Origin of the sequence: Nocardia jejuensis NBRC 103114 (assembly GCF_001613145.1) — a bacterium.
GTDB lineage: Bacteria > Actinomycetota > Actinomycetes > Mycobacteriales > Mycobacteriaceae > Nocardia > Nocardia jejuensis.
The window spans coordinates 1-21,117 of record NZ_BDBU01000015.1 but is presented as its reverse complement, the minus strand read 5'-3'; the positions used below and the strand labels follow the sequence as shown (position 1 = coordinate 21,117).

Here is a 21,117-nt window from a genome sequence, read left to right as displayed (position 1 = left end):
AGATGGCGAAGACACCCGTGAAGGACCCCGCGGAGCCCGGTCCCGACAGAACCCTGACCATGATCTACGCGGGTTTCGCGATCTTCGGAACCCTGTGGGTCGCCATGCAACTGGGAAATCTCGTATCCACCCCCAGACAAGACATCCCGATCAACCCGATCGCCATCGGCGTGAGCCTGGCCAAGGGCAACCTGCACTGGCCTCCCGCGGCATCGGTGTTCGTGGTGCTCATCGTGCTCGTGGCGATCGGTTATCTGCTGTTCAAGAAGCGCAAGCACACGCGCAGTCAGATCGGGCGGCTGCCGGTCGACGACAAGGCCGACCACATGGGCAACGGCGGTGCGATCAAATCGCTCACCGAGGCCGGTGTGCGGGAGAAGGCCAAGCAGATCGGCATGAAGCTGGGCAGCAACGACATGCCCGGTGTGCCGATCGGCATGTCCGTCGCCGACGGGGTCATGCTCTACGGCTCGTACGAGGATCTGCACGTGGACATCTGGGGTCCGCGCCAGGGCAAGACCACCTCGCGCGTGATTCCGGCGATCCTGTCCGCGATCGGACCGGTGCTGGCCACCTCCAACAAGCGCGACGTGGTCGACGCGACGCGCGATGTGCGAGAGGCCAAGGGCAGCCGCACCTTCGTGTTCGATCCGCAGGGCGTGGCAGACGAGCCGACCAGTTGGTACTGGGATCCGCTGGCCTGGGTCGACGCGCACCGCGACGGTTGTGAGATGCGCGCGGCCCGCCTGGCCGGGCACTTCGCCGACGGCGATGCAGGGTCCACCGTCGCCGCGTCCTCCACCGACAACTTCTTCGACCAGGAGGCCGAAGACCTGCTGGCCGGTCTGTTCCTGGCGGCGGGGTTGGACGACAAGCCGATCACCCAGGTGTGGGAGTGGGTCACCTCGCCGGGCGATACCGAGCCCGTCGGAATCCTGCGCAGCCACGGCCGCGACTTCATGGCCTCGGGTCTGGCTCAGCAGTACAACGTGGACGAGCGCACCCGAAGCGGCGTGTTCGGCACCGCCAAGAAGATGATCCGCTGCCTGCAGCTGTCGAACGTGCATCCCTGGATCACGCCCGGCAACAACCGGGTGCAGTTCGACGAACTCGACTTCATCCAGAACAACGGGACCCTCTACAGTCTCTCGCTCGAGGGCCGAGGCTCGGCCGCGCCCCTGGTCAGCGCCCTGACCGAAGCCGTGATCGACGTGGCCACCCGGCAGGCGTCGCGTTCACCCGGTGGGCGCCTGGCGATCCCGCTGCTCGCGGTGCTGGACGAGGCCGCCAATGTCGTGAAGTGGAAGGATCTGCCGAAGCAGTACAGCCACTTCGGATCTCGCGGCATCGTGGTCATGACGGTGCTGCAATCGTGGGCGCAGGGCGCTCGCTGCTGGGGTGCGGACGGCATGGAAGCGCTGTGGGCCGCGGCCAACATCAAGGTGCTCGGCAGCGGCGTGGACGATATCCGCTTCCTGCAGGAGCGCGTGGAGGCGATCGGCGAGTACGACAGCATCTCGCAGTCGGTGTCGGAATCCAGTGGCGGCAAGAGCTATTCGCGGTCGCTCGGATCCTCCAAGACCTTCAACGTGCACGGCCTGGCGACGCTGCCGCGCGGTCGCGCCATCATCTTCTCCTCGGCCACACCGGCCGTGCTGGTGCGCACCGTGCCGTGGTGGGAAGGCGAATACGTTGCCGAGGTGAACAAGTCGATCTCCGCGCACGATCCGGCCCCGTACAAGAAGACCGGTATCGACGACCTGATCAAGGAACGCGAACAGATTTCGATGACGAAACAAGCGCCGGCACACGACGCGGGAGCGATTGAGGAGGTCCAGCCGCTGTGAGCGATCCGCAGCAACAGCCCAAGATCTACACGAGTGTGGTGGAGTTCGTCGAGAACTACTTGAGCCTGGTGTATCGCCGGCAGGTCACCGATATCAGCGATACGGTCTGGTGCCCGGAATGGTGGAAGCACGCGGAGGCGGTGGCCCGGCTGGACGCGCTGTGGCGTGCCTGGGAACACCTGCGTGCCGAAGGCAAACTGGGACTGAGCCTCTGGTTCCTGGACCACGCGGACCCGCACATGGCGAAGCTGTTCGATCCCAAGGGGCCGTTCAAGTACTGCAGTGTGCGCAACGGCCACAAGGACATGCTCACACCGCTGCCGCTGAAGTCACCGGAGGAGGCGATGTTCAGCCATCCGCCGGGGTTCCTGTCGGAGCCGCCCCGCGGAGACATGAAGGGCTGATCCACGGCGGAGACGTGAGGGGCTTACCCGCGCGCGACGCGCAGCACCTCGAACGAGGTTGGGGCGGATCGTAATTCGATTGCGATTCGCCCCACCGTCAGCGAAACTGATGTCGAGCACCAACGGTCAGCGAGGCCGACGTGGAGCCCGGACCGTCAGCAAGCTGACGTCGAGCCCACCGCCGGCGAAGCTGGATCGGGTCAGGGTACGCGAGGGATCAGAGTGCGCGTGTCCGGGCGATTTCCCGCTCACGGGCGCGAGCTTCCTGCTCGCGAGCACGCCGCTGGGACACGGTGGCTTCCTGCTCCCGCGCACGCAGCGCCTCTTCCGCCGACTGCGCCTGCCCGACCTCCATCAACATGCGTACCGCGGCCAGTTCCGGTGCGATACCCATGCGGGAAAGATGTTGGGCCAGTGCGGTTCGGCGTTCCACCGAGTCGTAGCGCACGAGATTCTTGTTCGCCGCGGCTTGGGTCGCGGCCGCACGAGTGGCCTGCGCGTGCGCGGCGAACCTGTCCTTCTCGAGCGATACGCCGCGGTCCAGCGGCGGCTTCTCGATCATCCGCGCGAGTTCCACGTTGCGCGGATCTTTGGCCTTGGCATCCGCGGCTTCTCGGAGCTGGCGCTCGCGAGCCTCCTTCTGCCGGCCCTCCGTGATCTTGACGCGAGCTTCCGCGTCCTTCTGACCACGTTCCCGAGTTCGCAGCGCGACAAGTGTCGCGAGCTGCAACATCTGCCTCATCATCGCCGCGGTTTCGCGGCCGATGTCGTCGAGTTCCTCGGCCATTGCCTGCTCCCCGATGCTGCAGTGATCACTTTGGATGATTGTGGTGCTTCGTCACGAACATCGCCACCCGAACTGTGGTTCGAATGTCGTTGTCCCGCCTGCAATTGTGGACACCGGGAGGACTCGGGGGCTGGAGTCGGGCCCGGTGGGGGTTGGCCGGTTGGCCTTACCGTGCCGCTTCATACTCCGTGAGCCGCTTCGTACTCCGTTATACGAGATTACCAGCGAAAACTTGGATACCGCCGCACGCGCGCGTCGCGATACAGCATATATCTCACAATTCCGGCAGGTTGCCGAAAACTCAGGATTTTCTTTGGTTAGGGAAGCCTTACACAGAAGGTTCCGTGGGCCCTTCTCCGGTGTTTTGCCGGAAAACGACCGTACCCGGCGTCGAGTCGACGCCGGGTACGAAAAACCATGCCGGTCAGTTGATTTGGACCGACTGAATGGTGACATCGGAGGTCGGCTTGCCGTCCTGGCCGCCACCGGTCACGCCCGCCTTGGCGATCTTGTCGAGCGTGCCGAGGCCGGCGTCGTCGACGGTGCCGAAGATGGTGTACTGCGGCGGCAGTTGCGAATCGCCGTAGACCAGGAAGAACTGGCTACCGTTGGTGCCGCGTCCGTCGGCCTGATCCGGACCGGCGTTGGCCATGGCCAGCACGCCGCGCTTGTAGGCGACAGGGTATTGCGCCGCTTGATCATTCGGGTCGTACTGGTCGGTCGGGTACTCGTTGTCGAACTGGTATCCGGGGCCGCCCATACCGGTGCCGGTCGGGTCGCCGCACTGCAGCACCTTCAGGCCCTCACCGGTGGTCATGCGGTGACAGGTGGTGGCGTCGAAGTACTTCTGCTTAGCCAGGCTCTCGAAACTGTTCACCGTGCACGGTGATTCGCCTGCGTTCAGGGTGATCCCGATCGGGCCCTGACTGGTGTCGATCGTCGCCTTGGCGTTCGCGGTGGTGGAGATGTTGTCGGTACCGGGCCGCGCGACCTGCTTGTCCGCCGGGCGCGTCGAATTGCGGTAGTCGCAGGTGACCGACGCGGGCTTGGCCTTGGCCGCGGGCGGCGGAGCCGAGGACAGCGATGCCTCGGGGGTTTCGGAGGCCGCGGACGTGGTGCCGCTGTCGTCACCCCGCGTGAGGAAGTAGATGCCGACGCCGGCCGCGACCGCCACCACGACGCCCAGGGCCGACGCGGCGATCGTGAGTTGCTTACGCTTGCGCGCCCGCTGGGCACGGTTCGCGAGTTGACGCTCCAGCTTCCGTTTAGCTGCGGCGCGTCGCTGTTCATTGCTCGGCACTAGCTAGTCCCTCCGTATCGGTTGCCATCGGGGTAAGAGTGTGCCATCACTTCCTGAGACATTGCTCTATAACCGGATCTACACCGCATCCGGCGGCCCCGTATGGCTGCACACGGTAACCGGTTGGACTTGGACGGGCGTAGTTTGGAAAACTGGCATCGTGACCGAGACCAGCAGCTTCCGTGCCCCGAAGGGGGTCCCCGACTATCTGCCGCCCGTGTCCGCGGAGTTCGTCGCCGTCCGGGACGGCCTCGTACACGCCGCGCGACTGGCCGGATACGGGCACGTCGAGCTGCCGATCTTCGAGGAAACAGCCCTGTTCGCACGCGGTGTGGGCGAGTCCACCGACGTGGTCAGCAAGGAGATGTGGACCTTCGCCGACCGCAATGGCGAGAGCTTCACATTGCGCCCCGAAGGCACCGCCGGTGTCATGCGCGCGGTCATCCAGCACGGTCTCGACCGTGGGGCGTTGCCGGTCAAACTCTGCTACGCGGGTCCGTTCTTCCGCTACGAACGGCCGCAGAAGGGCCGCTACCGGCAACTGCAGCAGGTCGGCATCGAGGCCATCGGCGTGGATGATCCGGCGCTGGACGCGGAGGTCATCGCGGTGGCCGACGCCGGGTTCCGTGCGCTGGGACTCGACGGATTCCGGCTCGAGCTCACCTCGCTCGGGGACGAGACCTGCCGTCCGCAGTATCGGGAGCTGCTGCAGGAGTTCCTGTTCGCGCTCCCGCTGGACGAGGAGACTCGCCGCCGCGCCGAGATCAATCCGCTGCGGGTGCTCGACGACAAGCGTCCGGAGGTCAAGGAGATGACCGCCGCCGCGCCGCTCATGATCGATCACCTGTCCGAATCGGCGAAGTCGCATTTCGATCAGGTGCTCGGCCACCTAGACGCGCTCGGCGTGCCGTACGTGGTGAACCCGCGCATGGTCCGCGGCCTGGACTACTACACGAAGACGACCTTCGAATTCGTGCACGACGGTCTGGGCGCGCAGTCCGGCATCGGCGGCGGCGGCCGCTACGACGGGCTGATGGCCGAACTCGGCGGGCAGCCGCTCTCGGGCATCGGCTTCGGCATCGGGGTCGACCGCACCGTGCTCGCGCTGGAGGCGGAGGGTAAGACCGCCGTCACGGGTGCGCGGGTGGACGTGTTCGGCGTCGCGATGGGCGACCTCGCCAAGCAGCGCCTGGTTGCCGTCGCGGGTCAGCTACGCGCCGCCGGAATCAGCACCGACCTGGCCTACGGGGGGCGCGGTGTGAAGGGGGCCATGAAGGCGGCCGACAAGTCCGGTGCGCGCTTCGCGCTGGTCCTGGGCGATCGTGAGGTCGCCGAGAACGAGATCGCACTCAAGGACCTGGGCAACGGCGAGCAGCGACAGATAGGCCTGGACGACGTCGTCGATCAGGTCTCGGCCGCCCTTGCGAGCCAACGGGATTGATCGGGCTCGCGGCCCGGGCGGTACGCACCGTCCGGGCCGCGTCGTCATCGGACCGCGCCGTCGTCGGCCGAGCGCCCTGATCCGTATCGTGTCGGCCCGGTCATAATCGCATTCGGCCGGACCACACCGCATGTTCCACACCGGACGTCGTCGCGGTCCCTCCGCCTGCAATCTGCGGGAGCACAGCACCGGCCCGGAGTCCGGTGGACCGGTGCCCGTCGCCGTATCCGGGGCGAGTTCGGGTGCGACGGGGGCGAACTCGGGCAGGCCGGTCGGCCGACTGGTAGCGTCCCGGGCCGAGCCTGCGCCGCTGGAACACATCGGCCGAGCACACCCACCCCCGTACTCGGACGAATGCGCAGTCGTGACTGAACCATCGAAATCCGGGCCCGCCGTCGAGGTCGGGCTCGATCTGATCGCCCCCGAGATGTACGCCCCCGCGTTGCGGCGGCTCGCCCTGGCCGCCCTGGGGATCGGCGTCGGTGTCGGGCTGCTGCTCGCGTTGTTCATCCACTGGCCGCTGGCGCTGGCGGTCGGGATCGTGCTCGGCGCACCGACCGCCCTGTATGCGGTGGCCGTCCAGCGGCGCCGAATCTGGCTCTCCGGCACCGTGATTCGCGCCCGGACCCTCCTGGGTGACCGGCGACTCGAACTCTCCGCGGCCTCCGGCGTGGAAATCCTGGTCCGGCCGGGCCGGCTCAGCCGCATCGTGCTGCGCGTCACCGCCGGGCCGGACTCGCAGGTGATCCCGCTGGCCATGTACACCGATTCCGGCAGCGGCCGGGAACTGCACATACTCGGGCTCCGCAAGCTTTCCGACGCGCTGGCCACCTGCCCCCTGGCCGCCGCCCTGGCCGTGTCGGACGTGCTTGTCGCCCAGTTGCGCGCCGAAGCCCGCGACGCCGTCGCCGAGGATCGCCCGCTCTACCGTGCGGTGCGCATGGTCCGCGACCGCGATCAGGTCTCCTCGGTGGTGCTCAGCGACGCGGACATCGCCGAACTGACCCGGTAGCCGCCCCGCTGCCCGGTGCGTGTCACCGCCGCTGTCGTTCTGTGCCAGGGCCGGGGAAACGGTTCTGAATGTCGTTGGGGCGCAAGTAGCATCGGTAGCTGGTGGGAACGCGCGCACCCACCCTTCTCCACTCTGATTCAGAAGGAGCGGGCCGATGAAGGCTAGCTACCAGCACCAGATCGCGCTGCCGGAGGACATCTCGTTCGACGTCGTATGGGTACCGGACGCCGCGGTCGTTCCGGCCACCGTCGCCACGTACGTCGACGGCTTGGGAAAACCCGGCTGGTACACCGATCCCGGTCAGTTGCGCGCCACGCGCGACACCCGGATCTTCATGCTCAGCCATCGCAAGTTCATGGCCGTCACCGATCCGTGGAATCCGCAGCGGCAGTTGCGGATCTATCAGTGCGAGGCGTGCGGCAACGGCGTCAGCGAGAGCGGCGTCGAACTGGGGCACGTGCAGAAATGGCGGGACCATCTCAAGGCCGCGGCCGTCACCACCCCCGCCGAAGCCAAGGCCGCGTACAACAACCTGAACAACCTGCGCCTGGAATGCCGCTCCTGCAACGCCAGTCACGACTGGGAGTAGCCCTCCGATGGCCTGATATCGGCTTCGCGCGGGCGCTCAGGCGCGCGGGTACGGATCGACATCGCGCAATCGTTGCCGATGGATGCGCTGCAGTTCGCCCGCGCGGGCCAGAAAACCCGCGATCATCTCGAGTTCGGCGGTATCGAACCACCTGAGCATCATCTTGTTGCCCTCGTCGACCAGTGGCGAGATGAGTTCGTGCACCCTGCGGGCGGCCAGATCCGTGGCCACCACGATCACCCGGCGGCGATCCGTCGGGTGCAGCGAGCGTGCGATATAGCCCTGCTTCTCCAATCGGTTCAGCAGGATCGTGGCGCCCGCGGCCGTGAGGCCCAGCCGTTCGGCCAGCATTCCGGGCGTGGTGGATCTGCCGTCCTCCAGCAGCACGATCTCCAGTGCGCGCCTGTCGGTTTCGTTCACGCCCAGCACGCGGATCACCTCGCGGGCCAGGTCCTCGAGGGTGCCGTGATAGAACTCCAGGGCCTTGCGGAGCTCGACGGCGATCGGATCGGGTTCGGATGACATAGGACGCACAGTCTCCCAACCTCGAACGCGTGAAACATGCTCGGACGCCCGATACGCGCTCGGTAGCGCGAATCATGCTCGGTCACTCGAAATGCGAAAGCTCGCAACACAAGTCACCGACCGCGGACCCGGCCCGGTGGCCGATACGATAGTGTGCAACACATACCCCGGTCGGATCGGCTTTCGGAGCACGAAAACCGAAGCGGGACACTCGCCGTCCCGACGGCGACCCTCCGGTCCGACCCGGGCGGAACCTGAACTGGGCTGCTGGTAACAGTCCAGTCCAGGCATGTTCACCACATACCCGTCAGCGCGGATCCTGACCGGTCATCTTCTTCTATTGCCCTCGAAATCCGATGCCCTCGAAATCCGACGCCCTGGAAATCGGAGGCCGTCGAGATCAGACGACCGTGGTGGTGGTGAGGGTCGGGGACGGATTCGGGTAGCACGCGGTCGCCACATTGCCGACGAAAGCCACCTTGGTCGTCATGGTCATACCCGGGTTGGCGTAGCTGGTGCCCGCGTACTTGCTGGTGATCGGAGTTCCCGGGCTGCCGGCCGTGACATTGATGGTCACCGCGGGCGGGGTGAAGCTGGTGCCGCCCGCGATCGGACCCGGCACGGTCAGCACGACATTGCCGCCCGAGGTGGCGACGGTGCCCGCCACGGTGCCGCCGGAGGCGGTGGCCGAGACGATCGTCGAATTCGCCGGGGTCGGGAAGGTCATCTTCAGATTGCTGATGTTCGTGACGCTGAAGCCGGACGCCGAACTCGGCACCGAGGAGGAGCCCGGGGTGAGGGTGATCGCCACGGCCGAGCCGGTCGCCGCCGAACCCGGCGCGGTGCCGGTGACCGATGTGGTCATGCTCGAGGTCTGGCCGATGCCGAAGATCGTGCCCTGGCAACTCCAGTTCACGCTCACCGGGGCGGCACTGGCCGGGGATGCCAAACAGAAGACCGATGCGAGTGCGATCGGGGCGACAACTCCGGAACGAAGCAGCACAGATGCAGTTGTTCTCATAACTATCTCCAAAAACGCGAAGCATTGGTTGCGTCCCGAGCTTTCGATCCGCAACCTCAATAGATGTAAAATGTAACCTGTTCTCATCAATCCGGGGATGAAATCGGAAATAACGGTTTGGCATCGCCTGGAGGCCCGGACGGCCGGATCGGTATGTACTTAACCGCAATTAATATTTCACCTTGGAAAGTTAATTCCACTAAGGCTTCGGCGTGTATCGACCGAACGCGTGTGGGTCGTTCGAGTTGTGATCGCGGGGTGGCGCATGCCCGGACTCTGCGCCGTGCTCTCTGAACTGGCCTTATCATCTTCGAGACCGTCCGGTGTCGTGATCCGCGTTCGGTGTGCGACCGAATTCTATTTCGATAAACATAGCCTGAGCTCGGCATCGAAGGTGGCGTGCCGGGTCGGTGCTCCATTGTCGAGACTGTTTGCCGAGTAGATATCGAGAGCATTACGGATGCGGATTCCGATGGATATCGAGCCCCGGGCTGAATTATGTGAAGTATTTCCGTGACGCTGCGACAAGCGGATTTCCGGAGAAGTGTCTCGGCTGCTGATCCTTCGACGCACCGCCTGGTCTCGGGTTCGATCGGAGCCCGCACTTTCGAATTCTATCGGCACTCGGGGGTGGTGTCTGATTGCTCACTTCGGGGCTCACCGAGGGGGCCTCGCGGGTGTGCGGGTGGTTAGGGTTGGGGCCGGCAGATTCGACTAACGCTAGGAGTTGTCGTGAGCAGCGCAGGCCGTCCGCCAGTGACCGTTACCGTGACCGGTGCAGCCGGTCAGATCGCCTACGGACTGCTTTTCCGGATCGCGTCCGGAGCGTTGCTGGGGGCCGATACACCGGTGCGATTGCGACTGCTCGAGATTCCGGTGGCGGTGTCCTCGCTCGAGGGCGTGGCCATGGAGTTGGAGGACGGCGCGTTCCCGCTGCTGGCGGGGATCGATATCTCCGATGATCCGTGGGTCGGGTTCGACGGAGCGAATGTGGCGCTGCTGGTCGGCGCGCGGCCGCGCACCGCCGGGATGGAACGCGGGGATCTACTGGCCGCCAATGGCCCGATCTTCACCGATCAGGGCTCGGCCATCAATGCCAATGCCGCCGACGACGTGAAGGTGCTGGTGGTCGGTAATCCGGCGAACACCAATGCGTTCATCGCCATGAGCAATGCGCCCGATGTGCCCGCCGAGCGGTTCACCGCATTGACCCGGCTGGACCACAATCGCGCCATCGCGCAGGTGGCGAAGAAGACCGGGGCAGCGGCCACCGATATTCGCCGGGTCGCCATCTGGGGCAATCACTCCGCCACGCAGTACCCGGACATCACCCACGCGACCGTGGCCGGGCGCGCGGCGGCGGAGGTCATCGGCGATCAGGCCTGGGTGGCCGACGACTTCATTCCGACCGTGCAGCAGCGCGGCACCGCGATCATCAAGGCGCGGGGCGCGTCCTCGGCGGCCAGCGCCGCCAGTGCCGCGATCGATCACATCCACGATTGGGCACTGGGGACCGCGCCGGGGGAGTGGACTTCGATGGCGGTGCCGTCGGACGGGTCCTACGGCGTGCCGGAGGGTCTGATCAGCTCGTTCCCGGTCACCTGCGAAGGCGGCCGGTACTCGATCGTGCAGGGGCTCGAGGTGGACGAATTCTCGCGTGCGCGAATCGATCTCAGCGTCGCGGAGCTCGAAGCCGAGCGCGATGCGGTCATCGAGCTCGGCTTCGCGAAGCGGTCCTGATCGAGGCGGCGACCGACCCGATCGGCAGCGATCGGGTCAGTTGACCTTCGAGATCACGTTGTCGCCGTACCACTTGATCTTGGCGATCTTGTCCTCGAGCGATTCGGTGTCGTGCTCCTTGGCGTACGAGTTGCGGAACCCGACGATCACGTCGGTGATGCCCTTCTCCTCGACGCGCTTCACGCCATCAGGGGTGTAGGCGTCGTACGACACCGCGTGAATCTCGAACTTGCCGGGATTGTCACGCTCGCTGCGCAATTCGTCGATGCGTGCCAGGTACTTGTCGAGATCCTCGGCATTGCCGCCGGCGTGCATCCAGCCGTCGGTCAGGCGCACCGCGCGCCGCAGCGCGGCATCGGAATGACCGCCGACCAGGATCGGCAGCGGCTCGGTGGGCGCGGGGGTCATCTTGATCTTCTGGATGTCGTAGAACTCGCCGTGGTACTCGAAGTACTCGCCGGTCGAGAGGCCCTTCACGATCTCGATGCACTCGTCGAGGCGCTTACCGCGGCGCTCGAACGGGACACCCATGATCTGGAAGTCCTCCGGCCACGGGCTGATGCCGACGCCGAGGGCGAAACGGTTGTTGCTCAGGCGCGCAAGCGAACTCGCCTGCTTGGCCACCAGCACCGGCGGGCGGATCGGCAGCTTGAGCACGAACGGGGTCAGGCGCAGGGTGGTGGTGGCCGCCGCGATCGCGGCCGAGAGCACGAAGGTCTCGATGAACGGCTTGTCCTCGAGAAAATCGCGATTGCCGTCCGGGGTGTACGGGTACTTCGAGTCCGACTCGGCCGGGTAGGCGACGCTGTCGGCGATGGTGATGCTGTGGAAGCCGTACTGCTCCGCGGCCTGAGCCAGCGGAACGTAGTAGTCCGGGTTGGTCATCGCCTCCGCGTAGGTATAGCGCATCGGGTCGTCCTCTCGACAGTGAGCAAGGCCTTGAAACTAGAACAGATTCTAGTTGTTGTCGTGATGCTAGCCGGGGTTGTGCGGCACGGCCGCACGAACCCATGGATCGGGAGGTCGCGGGTGGGAAACCCCGACGCCCCGACATTGTGATAGTCCGAGATCCCGCCGAGCGGTTGAACACGTCTCGGTAGCCGAGACCATCGCGAGTGGGGGGTTGCCACCGGAATCTGAACCTTGTTCTAATCGCACCATGAGCATCGCCATCACCGGATCCGGATCGGGCATCGGCGCCGCCACCGCCACCGCGCTGGCCGCCGCCGGACACGACGTCATCGGCATCGACCTGCGCAACGCCGACGTGACCGCCGACCTCACCGATCCGGCCGCGCGCGCCGCCGCCGTCGACGCGGTGCTCGAACGCGCCGGAGGCGTCCTGGACGGACTCGTGCTGTGCGCCGGGGTGGGCCCGCACGTGCCGGACCCGAACCTGGTCGTCGAGATCAACTATCGAGCGACGGTCGCCTTTCTCGACGCGCTGCTGCCCGCCCTGCGCAAGGGCGAATCGCCTGCGGCCGTGGTGGTTTCGTCGGTCGCCTCGACCCACATCAAGTGGGAGGACAACCCCATCGCCAAGGGCACCGAGGCCGAGTCCTTCGCGCAGGCGGGCGACTTCGCGGGGCAGTACGCGTACGCCTCGTCCAAGAACGCGGTCACCGTCGCGGTCCGGCAGCGGGCCGTGGAATGGGGTGAGGCGGGCGTTCGCCTGAACACGGTCGCGCCGGGCAGCGTGGACACCCCGCTGCTGCAGGCCGGGATGGACGATCCGCGCTACGGCGACGCCATCCGTAATTTCGTCGCTCCGATCGGCCGCAACGGCACCCCGGAGGAAATCGCGTCGCTGATCACGTACCTGGTGAGTCCGCAGGCCGGGTTCATTCACGGCGCGCAATTCGTCATCGACGGCGGGATCGACGCGAAGGTCCGCCCCACGGCCGTCTAGACTCGCACCGCCCGATCGGTCCCCGCGGCGAGATCCGCTGCGCGCGACTTGATCCGGCGCCTGAACGGTGGTCGAGCCCGCGGGGTGTACATACCGCTTCGACCCCCTTCGATGCCGCGGTGAGGCCTGCTAACCCTCACCGCGGCATTACTTCGTCCGGAGGGCGGCGCGACACTTCGTCCGGAGGGCGGCGCGACTCGGCCCGGAGGGCGGCGGGCGGAGCAGGCCGGTCGCGGTCCATGGGCGGATCCGGATCGGCCAGGCCGCGAGGCGCTTCACTCGGCAGTGGCGATCGGGTCTGCCACGATCCGTGCAACGGGTGATTCCCCACCCGGCGAAACCCTTCGTGAAGGGCTGTGACCGTGGGCCGGTCCGGTCGGTCAGCGGTGGCCGGTCGCGTCGTCGTCGTCGGTGGTGTCGTCCTCGGCCTGACCGATGACGCCGGGGCCGGAGGGGCCCAGGTTGCCGGTGAGTTCGCTGTCGCCGGAACGGTTCTGATGCGGTCGCACCGTGCGGGCGGATTCGTGGTGGGAGCCGCGCTGCGCGGCGGCAGCCGCACCCGGGGAACCCAGGAAGCCCGAACCCGCGGTACCGAATGGGCCTGCCGCGGCACCGGTGCCGGATCCGAACGGACTGCCCGCGCCCGCGCCGACCCGCCCGCCGGGGATCGAAGAACCCGGACCGCCGGGCGTGGACGCGAGACCGCCACCGATACCGCCGCCTCCCACGCCACCACCCGCGTTCGCACCCGCACCGCCGCCGAGCCCGGCGGCAGTGGTGTCGAACGACGGGTCGGCGGACCCGGGGCCGGTGGTCGCGGAATTGTTCGTCGCGGCCTCGATACCGCTTTCGAGTAGGCCGCCCGCCTGTTCGAGGATGGGCCGGCCGACGTTCTGGGCGAGGGACTGCGCGACCTCCGCGGGGTCGGGGCCGCCGCCCTGACCGGCCAACTGGCCGATGAGGGCGTTGAGTTGTGCTGTGTAGCCCGACAATTCGCCACGGGTGGCAGTGACGACCGTCATCGCGGAGCCCAGATGCTCGGTCGCCGAGGAGATCAGCAGCGCCTGCCCCGGCGGAGTGAGCGCCACCGGGGCCAAGGCTGTTGCCTGCGCGGCGAACGACTGCGCGATCGCCGTCAGCTGGACATTGCCCCGCTGCACGATCGCCGCCGCCTGCTCGGTGAGAGTCGAGAGATCGACGCCGCGCTGGACGGTTTCCCGGCCCTGGTTGCGTGCCTGCTGCCCGGCCGCCTGCGCGCTCTGCGAGCCCTTGCCGCTCCACAGCGACTCGACACTCGCGAGGGCCCCGCTGCCGATCTGCACCGCGCTCTCGATGACCTTGGAGCCCTGACTCAGGATCGTGGCGGGGTTCAGCTGCCCGAGGATGCCGGTGCCGAAGCTGTCGATCAAGGCCAGAAACGGCTGGAGCAGGGCGTCCACGCCGGGGATGGCGGGTACGGCCAGGCCCTTCATCAGATCGCCGACCGGATCGGCGGGCAGTGCGGGCAGTGCGGGCAGTGCGGGCAGCGTGGTCGCGGGATCGGCGACGGCCTGGTCGAAGGCTGATCGAGCGGCGTCCAGTGCCGCGGGTACGCCGTTCAGCGCCGATCGGGCATCCCCGAGTGCGTTCTGGGCGTGATCGAGTGCCTGGTGCGCGCTCGACAGCACACCGTGCGCGCTGTCGAGCGCCGGGGAGAGCGCGCCGTCCAGGACCGAGGCCGCACGGGTGTCCTCGGCGTGCGGGCCGCCGAGTCCGGTCGGCACACCGGTCGCGGGGGACGGGTTCGCCTGTTCGAAGTCTTTGCGGGACACGGTGAACGAGGGCGGCGCGAACGGCGCGATGTCGTCCGGCAGCGCGCCCAGGGCGAGATCGGGGAGCGGACCGGCGGGCGCGGCGCGCAGCAGGTCGGGGGTGACGGGAGCGGCCGGATGCGCCGGGTGCACGAGACCGATCACGCCCGAACCGGAATCGAGCGGCCTCATGCCGGGCCGCCGATCCGGGAACCGAGGCGGGTCACTCCGCTCGCGAAGTCGCGGTCGGTGGCCTCGTACCCGGCGGCCGATCCGAAGGCGGCCGCACCGAGGTGCGCGAATCCGGCCGACAGCGCGTCGATGTCCCGGTCGTGTAGGAGCTCGGCGACCGCGAAACTCGCCAGGAAGTCCGCTCCGATCAGACCGAAGACCGGTGTCATGGCCGCGACGTGGGAAACCGTGTCCATTCCGCCCGCGGAGGCGATGTCGGTCGCCACGCCGTCCTGCGTCGTGGCGAAGGAGCGGACGGCGTCGGTCTCCACCGAGAGGTCGGCCATGATGTTTCCCCCGTATCGTCGTGGACATGCGGAGGCGAATATATCCCCACCGGGAGTCCACTGCGGCGTGGCGCGTTTTCTCGCACGGGCGTCTCTCGATGGTTGCAAATTAGAACAAGTTCTATATTCTCGACACCATGAAGGTCGCAGTCACCGGCGCCGCCGGGTTCCTTGGCACCAATTTGCTTCGCCTGCTTACGGATCGCGGTCATGAGGTGACTGCTATCGATCGCGTCCGGCCCACCACCAGTGAGCCGGGGATCACCTGGGTCACCGGCGATGTGCTCGATCCCGCCTCGATGCGCGAATGCCTGCAGGGCGCCGAGATCGTGTACCACCTGGTCGCGATGATCACCCTCGAGCACAAGAACGACATCGCCTGGCGGGTCAACACCGAGGGCGTGCGCATCGTGGCCGAGGCCGCGCTCGAGGTCGGCGTGCGCCGCATGGTGCACACCAGCTCCATCCACGCGTTCAACCAGTACAGCTGCGGCGGCACGATCAACGAGCGCGCGCCGCGCTCCATCGATCCGGATCTGCCCGTCTACGACCGCTCCAAGTGGCAGGGCGAGATCGAGCTGCGCAAGGTCATCGACAAGGGTCTGGACGCGGTCATCTGCAACCCGACCGGTGTGTACGGTCCGGTCGACAACTCGGACTCCCGCATCAACGTCACCCTGTGGGACTCCGCCCGCGGGCGCACCCCGATCATGATCGGCGGCGGCTTCGATCTCGTCGACGTGCGCGATGTGGCCATGGGTCTGGTGCTGGCCGGCGAGCGCGGCAAGACCGGTGAGAACTACCTGCTCGGCGGCCACTTCGTGAACATGCTGGAGATCACCCGCAAGGCCGCGGAGATCAACGGGCGGTTCAAGCCCGCCTTCGCGATCCCGCCGAAGGTGATCGCGGCCTGCCTGCCGGTGCTGGAGCCGGTCAGCCGCGCGCTGGGCAGCGACCGACTCACCAAGGCGTCCATGGGCGCGCTGCTGTCCGCCCCGATCGTCGAACACACCAAGGCCACAACGGAACTCGGCTACCGCCCGCGGCCGTCCGAGGAGACCGTCCGGGATCTGATCGCGTTCTACAACGGACGCACGGTCAAGGTCGACACGCAGAAGATCGCTTGACAGCAGGTAGAACACATGTTCGACTTGGGTGGTGCGGTGGCAAAGCCAGACCCTGGACGCCGAGGACGGCGCACTGCCCGGGCTCGAACGTGCCGGGTTCGTACGCAGCGTACAGACCCCGGAGTTCGAGGGCATCACATTCCACGAGGTGCTCTGTAAGAGCGCGCTGAACAAGGTCGAGGGCGGGAACCTGCCCTTCGGCTGGACGGTCAACCCCATGCGCGGCTGCTCGCACGCGTGCCGCTACTGCTTCGCCCGCACCACGCACGAGTACCTGGATCTGGACGCGGGCGACGACTTCGACTCGCAGATCGTGGTCAAGACCAATGTGTCCGCGGTGCTGCGGCGCGAGGTGCACAAGCGCTCCTGGCGCCGCGAAACCGTTGCGCTGGGCACGAATACGGACCCGTACCAGCGGGCCGAGGGGCGCTATCGGCTGATGCCGGGCATCATCGGCACGCTCACCGAATCCGGTACGGGCTTCTCCATTCTCACCAAGGGCACCCTGATGCGCCGGGACCTGACGCTGCTCACCCAAGCGGCGCAGCAGGTTCCGGTGCATCTCGCCGTGTCCATCGCGATCCTGGATCCGGAGCTGCATCGCGGCCTGGAGGTCGGGACGCCCTCGCCGCGAGCGCGACTGGAACTGGTCCGCACGCTCGCCGATGCCGGGTTCGCCGTGAATGTCATGGTGGCTCCGGTCATTCCGTATCTCACCGACGGCCGCGCACACCTGGCCGATTTGATCGAGGCCATCGCCGAGGCCGGCGCCGCGGAGGTCACCGCGTTCCCCCTGCACCTGCGCGGAAGTACCCGTGGCTGGTTCCTGAACTGGCTGGCCGAAGCGCACCCGGCGCTGCTGCGGCGGTACCGGCAGCTGTATGGTCGCGGTACGTCGGTGACGCCGGAGTACTCCGCGTGGCTACGCGGCCGGATCGAGCCGCTACTGGAAAAGCATCGTTTGAACCGCGAACGGCAGGCCGAGCCCGAAGTGCGTGCCGCCCAATCGCATACGCCCGACCCGCAGTTGGCGTTGTTCGCCTGACGTCGGCTGAGAATCTCCACCCGCTGGAACCGCACATTTCGCCCATCTGTCGCACGGTGCACTTTTCGTGAATCCGGCGATGCGCGAATAACGCGGAGTAGTTTGGCGTTGGAACCTCATACGGACCAGGAAGTGATGCAGGCGCATGGTTTCGCAGCATGACGACTCTGTGGCAGTGCCGCACAATGATGCGGGGGCAGTGCCGCACAATGATGCGGGGGTAGTGCCGCATACAGATGCGGGGGCAATGCCGCACAAAGATGCCGGGGCAGGGTCGCACGACGATGCGGGTACGCCGACCGGAAACGGCCGGGCCACAGAGAAATTGGAAAGAGTCGTAATTCGCTTCGCGGGCGACTCCGGTGACGGTATGCAGCTCACCGGCGATCGGTTCACCCACGAGGCCGCCGCGTTCGGCAACGACCTCGCCACCCAGCCGAACTTTCCCGCCGAGATCCGGGCGCCCCAGGGCACGCTGCCTGGTGTTTCCTCGTTCCAGATCCAGATCGCGGACTACGACATCCTCACCGCCGGTGACCAGCCGGACGTGCTGGTGGCGATGAATCCGGCCGCGCTCAAGGCGAACCTGGAGGACCTGGCGCGCGGTGCGACGCTGATCGTCAATACCGACGAATTCAGCAAGCGCAATCTCGCCAAGGTCGGCTACGGCGCGGATCCGCTCTCCGATGACACGCTGTCCGATTTCGTGGTGCATCGGGTGCCGATGACATCGCTGACCCTCGGTGCGACCGAACCGACCGGCGTCGGTAAGAAAGACGCTCAGCGCGCCAAGAATATGTTCGCGCTGGGATTGCTGTCCTGGATGTACGGGCGGCCGATCAGTGGGACCGAACAGTTCGTCCGGGAGAAATTCGCCGCCACCGCCGATGTCGCCGAAGCGAATATCCTCGCAATTCGGGCGGGCTGGAATTACGGCGAAACCACCGAGGCCTTCGCGACCACCTACGAGGTAGCTCCCGCGACGCTCCCGGCCGGTACCTACCGCCAGATCACCGGCAATACCGCGCTCGCCTACGGCATCGTCACCGCCGGGCAGCTCTCCGGGCTGCCGGTGTTCCTGGGCACCTATCCGATCACCCCGGCCTCGGACATCCTGCACGAGCTCAGCAAGCACAAGAACCTGGGCGTCACCACCTTCCAGGCGGAGGACGAGATCGCCGGAATCGGTGCGGCGCTGGGCGCTTCGCTGGGCGGCGCGCTCGGCGTCACCAGCACCTCCGGGCCGGGGCTCGCGCTCAAGAGCGAGACCATCGGCCTCGCGGTCATGACCGAACTCCCGCTGCTGATCGTCGACGTGCAGCGCGGTGGGCCCTCCACCGGACTGCCCACCAAGACCGAACAGGCCGATCTGCTCCAAGCGCTCTACGGCCGCAACGGTGAATCGCCGGTGCCGGTGCTGGCCCCGCGCTCACCGGCGGACTGTTTCGACACCGCGGTCGAGGCGGCGCGGATCGCGCTCGTCTATCGCACGCCGGTGCTGCTGCTCTCGGACGGCTCGATCGCCAACGGCTCCGAGCCGTGGTCGATTCCGCAGATCGCCGAGCTCGAGCCGATCGACCCGGGATTCGAAGCCGAAGGCGCCGAAGACGATTCGTACCAGCCGTACGCCCGCGACCCGGAAACCCTGGCCCGTCCGCTCGCGGTGCCCGGAACCAAGGGGCGCGCGCACCGCATCGGCGGCCTGGAAAAGGCCGACGGCAGCGGCAACATCTCCTATGAGCCCGCCAATCACGAACTCATGGTGCGGCTGCGCCAAGCCAAGATCGACGGCATCGCGGTGCCGGAGGTCGAGGTGCACGATCCCGACGGCAAGGCCGAACTGCTGATCATCGGCTGGGGCAGCTCCTACGGGCCGATCGGCGAGGCGTGCCGACGTGCCAGGCGGCGCGGTGTTCCGGTCGCCCAGGCGCATCTGCGGCATCTGAATCCCCTCCCGGCCAACCTCGGTGACGTGCTGCGCGCGTACCGCACCGTGGTCTGCCCCGAGATGAACGGCGGCCAGCTGGCCATGCTGCTGCGCGCCCGCTACCTGGTGGACGTACAGCCCTGGACCAAGGTCGCCGGCACCGCGTTCTCGGCGCAGGAACTGGTCGGTGTCATCGACGCGGCCCTCGACGGCTCCATTGCGGAGATGGAACAGACGAAGGCCTTCGCCGCGCGGGCGCGGGCGACCTACCGTACACCAGGGGGTAACTGATGACCATCCTCGAAAACCCGCTCGTCGGAACCGATCTCGGACTCACCGGACTCACCGGTGTGCCCGTCGCCGAGGGACCGCAGAAAGCCAAGGACTACACCACCGATCAGGAAGTGCGCTGGTGCCCGGGCTGCGGCGACTACGTCATTCTGGCCACGGTGCGCGGATTCCTCGCCGATCTCGGCCTGCGCCGCGAGAACCTCATGTTCGTCTCGGGCATCGGGTGCTCGAGCCGGTTCCCGTACTACCTCGAGGCGTACGGGATTCACTCGATCCACGGCCGCGCGCCCGCCATCGCCACCGGTCTCGCGGTCACCCGACCCGACCTGTCGGTGTGGGTGGTGACCGGTGACGGTGACGCCCTCTCCATCGGCGGCAACCACCTTATTCACGCGCTGCGCCGCAATGTGAACATGACGATCCTGCTGTTCAACAATCGGATCTACGGCCTCACCAAGGGGCAGTACTCGCCGACGTCGGAGACCGGGAAGGTCACCAAGTCCACCCCGATGGGCTCGGTCGATCACCCTTTCAACACCCTGTCGATAGCCCTGGGCGCCGAAGCCACCTTCGCCGCACGGGCGCTGGACTCCGATCGCGCCGGACTCAACGAGGTGCTGCGGGCCGCCGCGGAACACCGGGGCACGTCATTCGTGGAGATCCTGCAGGACTGCCCGATCTTCAACGACGGGTCCTTCGACATGCTCCGCAAGGAGAACGCCGAATCGCATCTGGTGCGCCTGCACCACGGTGAGCCCATCCGCTTCGGCGCGGACGGCGAATTCGCCGTCGTACGACGCGGATTCGGTCTCGGCGTGGCGCGCACCGACGAGGTCGCGGCCGCCGAGGTGGTCGTGCACGACGCCTACACCGACAACCCCGAGTATGCCTACGCCCTCTCGCGGCTGTCCGATCAGGACCTGTCCCGGGTCGTCACCGGCGTGTTCCGCAGCGTCGCTCGCCCCACCTACGACGACGGTGTGCGCGCACAGTCCGAGGCGGCCGCCGAACGGAAACCGGTAACGGACAATTCACTCCAAGATTTGCTTACCGGCCGCGAAACCTGGACCGTCCGATAAACTTTCACACAGGCGTACGCCGGGGTATGTAAGCATGGCCCCGGCGTACGCCGACCACTTTCACCTCCGCCGACCTCACCTCCGTGATGTGACGACCGGCGAAATTCGATGCCCGGCACAGTGACTCGGGCGCGACGCCCACGCAGCCGAGCCCGGTGCTCACGCCGCGGCGAACGCGTTCAACAGCCGCTGGAACAACTCGGCGAAACGACCGCGAGCCGCCTTCTGATCGTCGGTGAGGCCGTCGGACCACTCGGGCGCGTACACGATCGCGTGAACATCCTGATCAGGCGCCGGCGGCATGAAATCGATGATCATCGTGCCCTGATCCGACACCGAGGGCATCCCCATATCGAGCAGGGCCAGCGCGCGCACCTCCACGGCGGCCGCGCTCACCACCTCCGCGGCAATCGTCCCGTTCACCTGCTGCCCGTTGCCGACCCACTTCACCGCCCGGCCATCACCCCGAACCTCCAGCGCCGGATGCAGATCCGTCCGGGACTGCCAGCCGTTCGGCATCGCCGTCAATGTGAACAGCGGAGCAGCCGACGCGGGTGTCGTCGCCGCCGGAGCGGCGGGATCGATCGGCGGGGCCGGAATCAGCGGGACCGTGGGCGCGACGGTGTCGAGGGGCGCGGCGGGCTCCGTCGAGGCTGGGGGAGCGGGCTCCGTCGCGGGTGGTACGGGCTGCGCGGGCGCCGACGAGGTGGGCGGCGCGGGCTGAACGGGTGGCGCCACGGTGGTCGACACCGTCGGCGGCACAGT

At 67.0% G+C, this 21,117-nt stretch carries 20 protein-coding genes; 12 read left to right on the top strand and 8 right to left on the bottom strand.

The annotated features are described in order from the left end of the window. The first annotated feature begins 2 nt into the window (after positions 1 to 2). Complete coding sequence (locus NJ1_RS12050; RefSeq protein WP_067692041.1) at positions 3 to 1,847, top strand: type IV secretory system conjugative DNA transfer family protein; 1,845 nt, start codon at positions 3 to 5, stop codon at positions 1,845 to 1,847. Then, positions 1,844 to 2,251, top strand: coding sequence for a DUF4913 domain-containing protein (locus NJ1_RS12045; protein ID WP_067692038.1), 408 nt, complete (start codon positions 1,844 to 1,846; stop codon positions 2,249 to 2,251). Before NJ1_RS12050 ends, NJ1_RS12045 begins: the two co-directional genes overlap by 4 nt. A 217-nt stretch (positions 2,252 to 2,468) precedes the next feature. Here NJ1_RS12045 and NJ1_RS12040 read toward each other — a convergent pair whose 3' ends face one another. Further along, entirely contained in the window at positions 2,469 to 3,038 is a 570-nt protein-coding gene (locus tag NJ1_RS12040) for a hypothetical protein (RefSeq protein ID WP_067692035.1), read from the bottom strand. A gap of 424 nt (positions 3,039 to 3,462) precedes the next feature. Further along, on the bottom strand, positions 3,463 to 4,338 hold the full coding sequence (locus tag NJ1_RS12035; RefSeq protein WP_067692032.1) for a peptidylprolyl isomerase: 876 nt from the start codon (positions 4,336 to 4,338) through the stop codon (positions 3,463 to 3,465). A 160-nt stretch (positions 4,339 to 4,498) separates the two neighbouring features. On the opposite strand from NJ1_RS12035, the gene hisS reads away from it, so the two are divergent. From hisS to NJ1_RS12020, 3 genes are all read left to right on the top strand, one after another. Beyond that, positions 4,499 to 5,779, top strand: a complete 1,281-nt coding sequence (hisS, locus tag NJ1_RS12030) for a histidine--tRNA ligase (RefSeq protein ID WP_067692029.1) — start codon at positions 4,499 to 4,501, stop codon at positions 5,777 to 5,779. Positions 5,780 to 6,143: 364 nt separating this feature from the next. Continuing rightward, positions 6,144 to 6,791, top strand: coding sequence for a hypothetical protein (locus tag NJ1_RS12025; RefSeq protein WP_067692054.1), 648 nt, complete (start codon positions 6,144 to 6,146; stop codon positions 6,789 to 6,791). A 154-nt stretch (positions 6,792 to 6,945) separates the two neighbouring features. Beyond that, a complete protein-coding gene (locus NJ1_RS12020; protein ID WP_067692026.1) occupies positions 6,946 to 7,380 on the top strand; it encodes a GH-E family nuclease in 435 nt (144 codons plus the stop codon). A 36-nt stretch (positions 7,381 to 7,416) separates the two neighbouring features. Here NJ1_RS12020 and NJ1_RS12015 read toward each other — a convergent pair whose 3' ends face one another. After that, complete coding sequence (locus tag NJ1_RS12015; protein WP_067692023.1) at positions 7,417 to 7,905, bottom strand: MarR family winged helix-turn-helix transcriptional regulator; 489 nt, start codon at positions 7,903 to 7,905, stop codon at positions 7,417 to 7,419. 400 nt (positions 7,906 to 8,305) lie between these two features. Then, positions 8,306 to 8,572, bottom strand: coding sequence for a hypothetical protein (locus NJ1_RS37910; RefSeq protein WP_084478043.1), 267 nt, complete (start codon positions 8,570 to 8,572; stop codon positions 8,306 to 8,308). On the opposite strand from NJ1_RS37910, the gene NJ1_RS38955 reads away from it, so the two are divergent. Then, positions 8,562 to 9,002, top strand: a complete 441-nt coding sequence (locus NJ1_RS38955; RefSeq protein ID WP_157573914.1) for a hypothetical protein — start codon at positions 8,562 to 8,564, stop codon at positions 9,000 to 9,002. The two genes, NJ1_RS37910 and NJ1_RS38955, sit on opposite strands and share 11 nt — an antisense overlap. A gap of 656 nt (positions 9,003 to 9,658) precedes the next feature. Further along, complete coding sequence (locus NJ1_RS12005; RefSeq protein WP_067692017.1) at positions 9,659 to 10,666, top strand: malate dehydrogenase; 1,008 nt, start codon at positions 9,659 to 9,661, stop codon at positions 10,664 to 10,666. A gap of 36 nt (positions 10,667 to 10,702) precedes the next feature. Here the strand turns inward: NJ1_RS12005 and NJ1_RS12000 are convergent, their stop codons facing one another. After that, complete coding sequence (locus NJ1_RS12000) at positions 10,703 to 11,575, bottom strand: TIGR03619 family F420-dependent LLM class oxidoreductase (RefSeq protein WP_067692014.1); 873 nt, start codon at positions 11,573 to 11,575, stop codon at positions 10,703 to 10,705. A gap of 250 nt (positions 11,576 to 11,825) precedes the next feature. Here NJ1_RS12000 and NJ1_RS11995 point away from each other — a divergent pair, with 250 nt between their 5' ends. Continuing rightward, positions 11,826 to 12,575 (top strand): SDR family oxidoreductase, encoded by a 750-nt coding sequence (locus NJ1_RS11995; protein WP_067692010.1) that lies wholly within the window; start codon positions 11,826 to 11,828, stop codon positions 12,573 to 12,575. A gap of 380 nt (positions 12,576 to 12,955) precedes the next feature. Here NJ1_RS11995 and NJ1_RS11990 read toward each other — a convergent pair whose 3' ends face one another. Beyond that, positions 12,956 to 14,530, bottom strand: a complete 1,575-nt coding sequence (locus NJ1_RS11990; protein WP_245717342.1) for a hypothetical protein — start codon at positions 14,528 to 14,530, stop codon at positions 12,956 to 12,958. Between the two features lie 23 nt (positions 14,531 to 14,553). Beyond that, positions 14,554 to 14,883: a type VII secretion target gene (locus tag NJ1_RS11985; RefSeq protein ID WP_067692004.1), complete on the bottom strand. Its 330-nt coding sequence runs from the start codon at positions 14,881 to 14,883 to the stop codon at positions 14,554 to 14,556. A gap of 137 nt (positions 14,884 to 15,020) precedes the next feature. Between NJ1_RS11985 and NJ1_RS11980 the strand changes: the two genes are divergently transcribed. The 4 genes from NJ1_RS11980 to NJ1_RS11965 all read left to right on the top strand — a co-directional run bounded on the left by NJ1_RS11980 (position 15,021) and on the right by NJ1_RS11965 (position 20,352). Then, on the top strand, positions 15,021 to 16,010 hold the full coding sequence (locus NJ1_RS11980; RefSeq protein WP_067692001.1) for an NAD-dependent epimerase/dehydratase family protein: 990 nt from the start codon (positions 15,021 to 15,023) through the stop codon (positions 16,008 to 16,010). A gap of 31 nt (positions 16,011 to 16,041) precedes the next feature. After that, positions 16,042 to 17,055, top strand: a complete 1,014-nt coding sequence (locus NJ1_RS11975) for an Rv2578c family radical SAM protein (protein WP_067692051.1) — start codon at positions 16,042 to 16,044, stop codon at positions 17,053 to 17,055. A gap of 247 nt (positions 17,056 to 17,302) precedes the next feature. After that, a complete protein-coding gene (locus tag NJ1_RS11970) occupies positions 17,303 to 19,273 on the top strand; it encodes a 2-oxoacid:acceptor oxidoreductase subunit alpha (protein ID WP_084478039.1) in 1,971 nt (656 codons plus the stop codon). Further along, positions 19,273 to 20,352 (top strand): 2-oxoacid:ferredoxin oxidoreductase subunit beta, encoded by a 1,080-nt coding sequence (locus tag NJ1_RS11965; RefSeq protein ID WP_067691995.1) that lies wholly within the window; start codon positions 19,273 to 19,275, stop codon positions 20,350 to 20,352. Before NJ1_RS11970 ends, NJ1_RS11965 begins: the two co-directional genes overlap by 1 nt. 159 nt (positions 20,353 to 20,511) lie before the next feature. Here the strand turns inward: NJ1_RS11965 and NJ1_RS40170 are convergent. Further along, the coding region (locus NJ1_RS40170; RefSeq protein ID WP_067691992.1) for a hypothetical protein at positions 20,512 to 21,117 on the bottom strand (606 nt) is incomplete at its 5' end.